The organism is Bradyrhizobium sp. Leo170 (assembly GCF_004296405.1).
Lineage (GTDB): Bacteria > Pseudomonadota > Alphaproteobacteria > Rhizobiales > Xanthobacteraceae > Bradyrhizobium.
Genome location: NZ_PSRR01000448.1, coordinates 1 through 5,753, shown reverse-complemented (window position 1 = coordinate 5,753; position 5,753 = coordinate 1). Strand labels below are relative to the sequence as shown.

At 59.0% G+C, this 5,753-nt stretch carries 3 protein-coding genes and 1 pseudogene; 1 reads left to right on the top strand and 3 read right to left on the bottom strand.

The window, feature by feature from the left end; all coding sequences use genetic code 11:
* Positions 1–1,766: 1,766 nt before the first annotated feature.
* The 3 genes from CWO89_RS40005 to CWO89_RS40000 all read right to left on the bottom strand — a co-directional run bounded on the left by CWO89_RS40005 (position 1,767) and on the right by CWO89_RS40000 (position 3,809).
* Entirely contained in the window at positions 1,767–2,174 is a 408-nt protein-coding gene (locus CWO89_RS40005; RefSeq protein WP_130583780.1) for a globin domain-containing protein, read from the bottom strand.
* Between the two features lie 285 nt (positions 2,175–2,459).
* Complete coding sequence (locus CWO89_RS46410) at positions 2,460–2,603, bottom strand: globin family protein (RefSeq protein ID WP_165421518.1); 144 nt, start codon at positions 2,601–2,603, stop codon at positions 2,460–2,462.
* A 201-nt stretch (positions 2,604–2,804) separates the two neighbouring features.
* A complete protein-coding gene (locus CWO89_RS40000; RefSeq protein ID WP_130583779.1) occupies positions 2,805–3,809 on the bottom strand; it encodes a helix-turn-helix domain-containing protein in 1,005 nt (334 codons plus the stop codon).
* Between the two features lie 377 nt (positions 3,810–4,186).
* Between CWO89_RS40000 and CWO89_RS39995 the strand changes: the two are divergent.
* Positions 4,187–5,753, top strand: a pseudogene (locus CWO89_RS39995) (GAF domain-containing sensor histidine kinase); the annotation flags it as partial.

The following is a 5,753-nucleotide window of genomic DNA, read 5'->3' as shown; positions in this document are numbered from 1 at the left end:
TCCTGACGGTCAGTTCTCCGGTAACATTCTTGATGAGGCAATGCGCGCCGAAAAAAATCAGCTTAGCACTCAAGCCTACCTGGCGCATCACAAAAATGGCGAGTAGTGGCGCCGACAGGGAATTCCCCGAGTTCTGCAAAATAATACTACGTCGGATGAGGCTCTATAGCTCGGTGACGTGGTTTTTTTAGTGTTACGTCGGGTTCACAGCTGTGTTTTGTACTTGGGAGCTACGACTATTATATATGCGAAAGGCGACGATAAAACCAGTAATTCGCGCGTATGGCTTCTCTATTCATTGCGTTATTACGACGTACGTTGATCTGCGATACTGTTGTAACAAGGGGAACTCTTTGTCCAAGACTGTGAGTGAGCGGGGCTGCCCTAAGTTGGCGGCTCTTTGATTCTAGGCCAAACGTGTGATGTCGGTCGTTGGCCCTTAGCGACGAAATCTCGCGGTCGCCCAGATGTCTGCTGTCAGTGGTAGACCGGCCTTAGCTCCGGTCGATTTGGACTTCCGAGTCTGACCCATACCGGAAGTCACGCCCTTTATTTGCGTTCGACGTTAACGGTTGCTTCGATTGCGGCGTGCAACCTTAATCCGGTTCAACATTCACGCTTGAGCGGCATCCAAATGAAGGGTTGTCTGGTTGCGCTTGGAATATTCCTGGGCTTACCGATCCTTGGAGTCGGCCTTTTCGGCTGAACTTTTACGATATCCATGTCCGCTATGCCTGATGGTCGAAGTTCAGGATGGCGATCAGGTCAAGACCGGATCAAGCGTCATCGACGTTGCTTACAGCATACAACCGGATCAGACCGTCAACCTCGGCGGCCAGGATACCAATCCAACACCAGTCGGATATGCACCGACCGTCGACCTCGGGGAAAAGGGTCTGCTTTTCCTGACGTTCGCGAATGCGCCATCAGGACCTGAGTATCGGACGCAACCGCAGCCAGCAGATTTCATGTCCGTTGGACGATACCGGATGCTTACCCTTCGCAGCCTACTTCCAATCTGGAACGGACATCGGCCTGTCCTATAGTCATTAGAAAGCCGCGCTTCATCAGTTGCTTCGTCAAAGCGGGCCGCGCGACGTCCCGTTTGTCATTTTGCCCAAGCTTGTGCGATTTCGCGATATCACCCCGCAGACGCTGGTGCGTGTCTCACCCTACGATCTTGCTGCGAGCTTTGGACCGGTTGTCTCGCTCAAGCGAGTCGTCCTTCAATTGACCGACGATCCGATCACACCGCCGCCGAATATCTGGCCGCAATGGTTGACGATCAAACATCAGAACACGGTATTGAGGGGATACGAAAATGACTGATGCAGCTTGCCGCCGTCAGCGATGCTCATCTCGCGGATCAGCCGGCGAATTTCCAACGACACAGTTGGCCGCCGCGGGGCGGCGTCGCGAGTTCCAGCGCCAATACGATCTGAAGCCGGCACGGTGCCAACGGATCACAGTGTCCGGTCGGACAATTGCAAGTGTATCATACATCTTGGGAAACAGCCGGCAGACGCCTCCGAATATCAGCCTGTCAATCGACCCAAATGGAAGTCTCTTGGGATTGGCCCGCCGCAGCACGTTGATTCGGTGCCGCAGCACCACAATCTCTGCCTCGAGCGTTACTCGCGACCGTAGCAGATCGATCATCGTCCCAAAGATCAGTTTGCACAAATCCAACATCGAGCAGCAGCATCGCCCGATTGTCTATCAACCGCCAGCGGATTGGATTTACGATAGGGACAGGGAGACCGTAATCAGACGTAGGCCGCCGCCTTCATTTCACCGGCGAGTTCATTGTAGCAGACCGTCCATGCCTCACGGACGGCGGGCGTGAGATCTTCTCCAAGCGCCTGTTCGAGGGTCCAGAGCAGCGCTTCCCGCATCGCGTCGTAGTCGGCGAGCTTGACGCCATACTCGACATGACGGACGGCGAGATCACGCAACGCAGTCGAAACCTGATCCGGCTCGGGCAAATTGTAGACGACCATAGCGAGCATGCTCATCAACTTGACGCCCTGAACGCGCATGTTGTTGTTGAACAGCGGCCGGAAACTCGGATTCTTGGCGAGTAGCCGCTCGTAGAACAACGCCCCGGCAACCTCCGGCATCACCGCCAGCCTGGCGAAGGTGGTCTGGACAAGTTCCCGTTGCGCCGTATTCACGATGTTTTTTCTCCGCGTGCGGGGTCCCTCACTCGTCTATACGCAACGCTAAACTCGGCATGGCGGATGCACCATCCCACAGCGTACAAGCATCACGCGATCTGGCAGAACGGCTTATCTCCTCGGCCCGCCAGTTCCATGGGCCGCAGCATCATTCACATAGAAGCGGCTGCGAGGTCGTCTCATCTAGCGCCATGAAACGTCTCACTCAGCGCCAAGCGGGAGATCGTAGTCAGACGCCGGCCGCCGGCTCATTTCACCGGCGAGTTCATCGTAGTAGACCGTTCACGCCTCGTGGATGGCGGGCGTGAGATCTTCTCCAAGCGCCTGTTCGAGGGTCCAGAGCAGCGCTTCCCGCAGCGCGACGTAGTCGGCGAGCTCGACGCCATACTCGACATGACGGACGGCAAAACCACGGATCGCTGGCACTTACCCAGCTGATGCAAATTGTAAACGACCGTTGCGAGCATGGTCATCAGTCTGCCGACCTGAATGCGAATGTCCTTCTTGAATAGTGGCCGGAAACTCGGATTGGTGGCGAATAGCCGCTCGTAGAACCGAGCTCCGGCGACCTCTGGCTCACCGCCAGCCTGGCGAAGGCGATCTGGACAAGTTCCTGCTGCGCAGCATTCACGATGTTTCTTGCCCTGTCGTGCGCAGGCCGCTCGCTCGTCCTTGCGAGACCGCGCGTAGCATGGTGGGCGGGCTACCAAACTCGCTTACGAACGCGCGATAAAATGTTGCCATACTGTTGAACCCCCAGCCAAAAGCGATGTCGACCACCGACCGGCCAGTTCCCGTCGCCCCGGCGATCGCCTCGCGGCACCGGAGCAGTCGCTGGCGCGAAACGTATCGGGCGAAACTAACATTGTTCGGCTCGAACAGCCGGTGCAACTGGCGCGCCGACATGCCGAGTGCGACGGCGGCGCTGGCGGGCGTCAGGGTGGGATCGGCGAGATGCAGATCGATATAGCGCTTGACTGCCGCGAGCCGCGCCGAGTGCGGCGAATCCCGCCCGCGATTGGTGCCCTCGTCGGAGGCGTTACAGGTCAGTGCCACGAGGCCGCAGAGATTGCGCAGCACGGCTTCGCTAAGTTCCTCGGGAAGCAGCGGCGCTTGCACCTTCGCCGCATCGATAGCTGCGCCTAGCAGCAAGCCGAGCGGCGACGCGCCGGGCAGCCGAAAGGGACACTCCAGTCGGCCCCCGGTTATAATCGGCGAGAGCGCGGCCCGCGGGATGATCAGCATGTCGTACGAGGCAGGGCCTTTCGATTCCGCGTCGAATTGCCATTCGGTTGAGCTTATGCAGAAGTCGCCGGCTTCATGGATGAGGTCGACCGGCGTGCTGCGTGCGCCGGCCCTCCAGATCACCGGCACGCGAAATCGGCGGACGAAGAACGCTTCGGACTTGTCCTTGGCAACATCGGCCGCAGTGCGTTGGACCCTCTCGAGTTCCGATTTGATATCTAGCAGCGCAAATTCGCCGGCAATCGATCCGCTCGCTTCCGCGCGAAAGGCGCCGGGATCCGGGACCTCGCCCGGCGTGATGCTATGGGCCTGCTTCGCGAAGTAGTCGCACCAGCACCTCACGCGGTCGCGCGGCGCTATATGTTCGGTGGAAAAAGAGACTTGCATGACGACCCCTATGGACCGACCGAACGTCCGAGGTCCCAATCTTAAACTGATCGCATGGGTAAAGCGAGGGTGCGAGACTCCCACTTTCGGAGGCGGTCATCCGACGCGGTGTGGTCCCGTCGCGTCTCGGTTTCGGCGGCCGAGATGGCCGCCGCATTCTCCCGTTCGAGGAAGACCCAGATGGCCCACTAAACAGCAACCGAAGTCCGATCGGCGGAGAATGAGACATCGTGCGGCGCTCACTGAGACGACGGCGGTGATGTGCGGCCCTACAGTCATTGAGATCGAGGTAAGGCCGAGGTTGCAAATTTTCTTGCAGGGAGATCGTGATGGCCGATGACCGCATCAGGAGACTGTCACTGATCAATCTCAGGAGGGAGATCATCGAGGGCAAACTGATCGACACGCTCATGCGCACGGCGATCGAATACGCGGGTGCAGAGCGAGGCCTGTTGATTCTTGCGCGGAATGATGAGTATCGGGTTGAGGCGGAGGTCACGACCAGCGATGATACGGTGACCGTCGGTCAGCGACAACCAAGTGTAACCGCTGCAGGTCTGCCGGAGTCTATCCTACACTACGTGATGCGGACGAAAGAGAGCGTTCTTCTCCACGATGCCGCAGCCGCGAACCCCTTTTCCGCAGATGAGTACATCCAGCGGCAGCACGCCCGTTCAATTCTCTGCCTGCCGTTGCTCAAACAGAGCAGACTGGCCGGTGTACTCTACCTCGAAAACAACCTGACGGCCCACGTTTTCACTCCCGCCCGGATGACGGTCCTCAATCTGCTCGCCTCGCAGGCGGCGATGTCACTGGAGAACACTCGTCTTTACGGCGATCTCCAAGAACGGGAGGCGAGGATACAGCGGCTGGTTGATTCCAACATCATCGGCATCTTCGTCTGGGATCTTGACGGTCGGATCAGCGATGCCAATGAAGCTTTTCTCCGCATCGTCGGATACAGCCGCGACGATCTCGTCTCCGGTCGACTGCGCTGGCGGGATCTGACGCCCACCGAATGGCGCGACGCCGACGACCGACGTGTGGCGGATCTGGAGGCGACCGGAACCGCGCACCCCTATGAGAAGGAGTACTTCCTGAAAAGCGGCGGCCGCGTGCCGGTGCTGGTCGGGGCAGCGAGGTTCGGCGGGCGACACGACCAGGGCATGGCCTTCGTAGTGGACTTAACCGAGCGCAAGCGGGCGGAGGAGGAAATTCGCGAAAGCGAGCGGCGCTACAGCGAGGTGCAGATGGAGCTCGTGCACGCGAATCGAGTCGCAACAATGGGGCAGCTCTCGGCTTCGATTGCCCATGAAGTCATGCAGCCAATCGCGGCGACAGTTACCAATGCCCAAGCTGCCTTGCGCTTTCTAAACGCGCGGCGGCCCAATCTGGAGGAGGTCCGGGAGGCGCTCGGTGCCGCCGTCAAGGAAGGCAACCGAACCATCGACGTCATCGATGGGATCCGCGCCCTAAACAAGAAGGCGCCCCCACGGAAGGACGACCTGGAGATCAACGAGGCGGTGCTTGAGGTCATAGCCCTGACCCGGGCCGAGGTTTTGAAGAACGGCATTTCGGTGCGGACGCAACTTGCGGAGAGCTTGCCACTCATTCGAGCAGATCGGGTCCAGCTGCAACAAGTGATCATGAACCTGATCATCAACGCCGTCGAAGCATTAAGCTCGGTTCGCGAGGGGGCGCGAGAGTTGGTGATCACCACTGGTAAGGGCGAGCCGGACGGCGTGCTCGTCGTAGTGCGGGATTCGGGTCCAGGTCTGAGTTCAGCGGGTCTCGAGCGCATCTTTGAGGCCTTCTACACGACAAAGCCCGGCGGCTTGGGGATGGGTCTATCGATCTGCCGCACCATCATTGAAGCGCATGGGGGCCGACTGTGGGCCACCGCCGCCCAACCTCAGGGCGCGACTTTTCAATTCACGCTGCCTG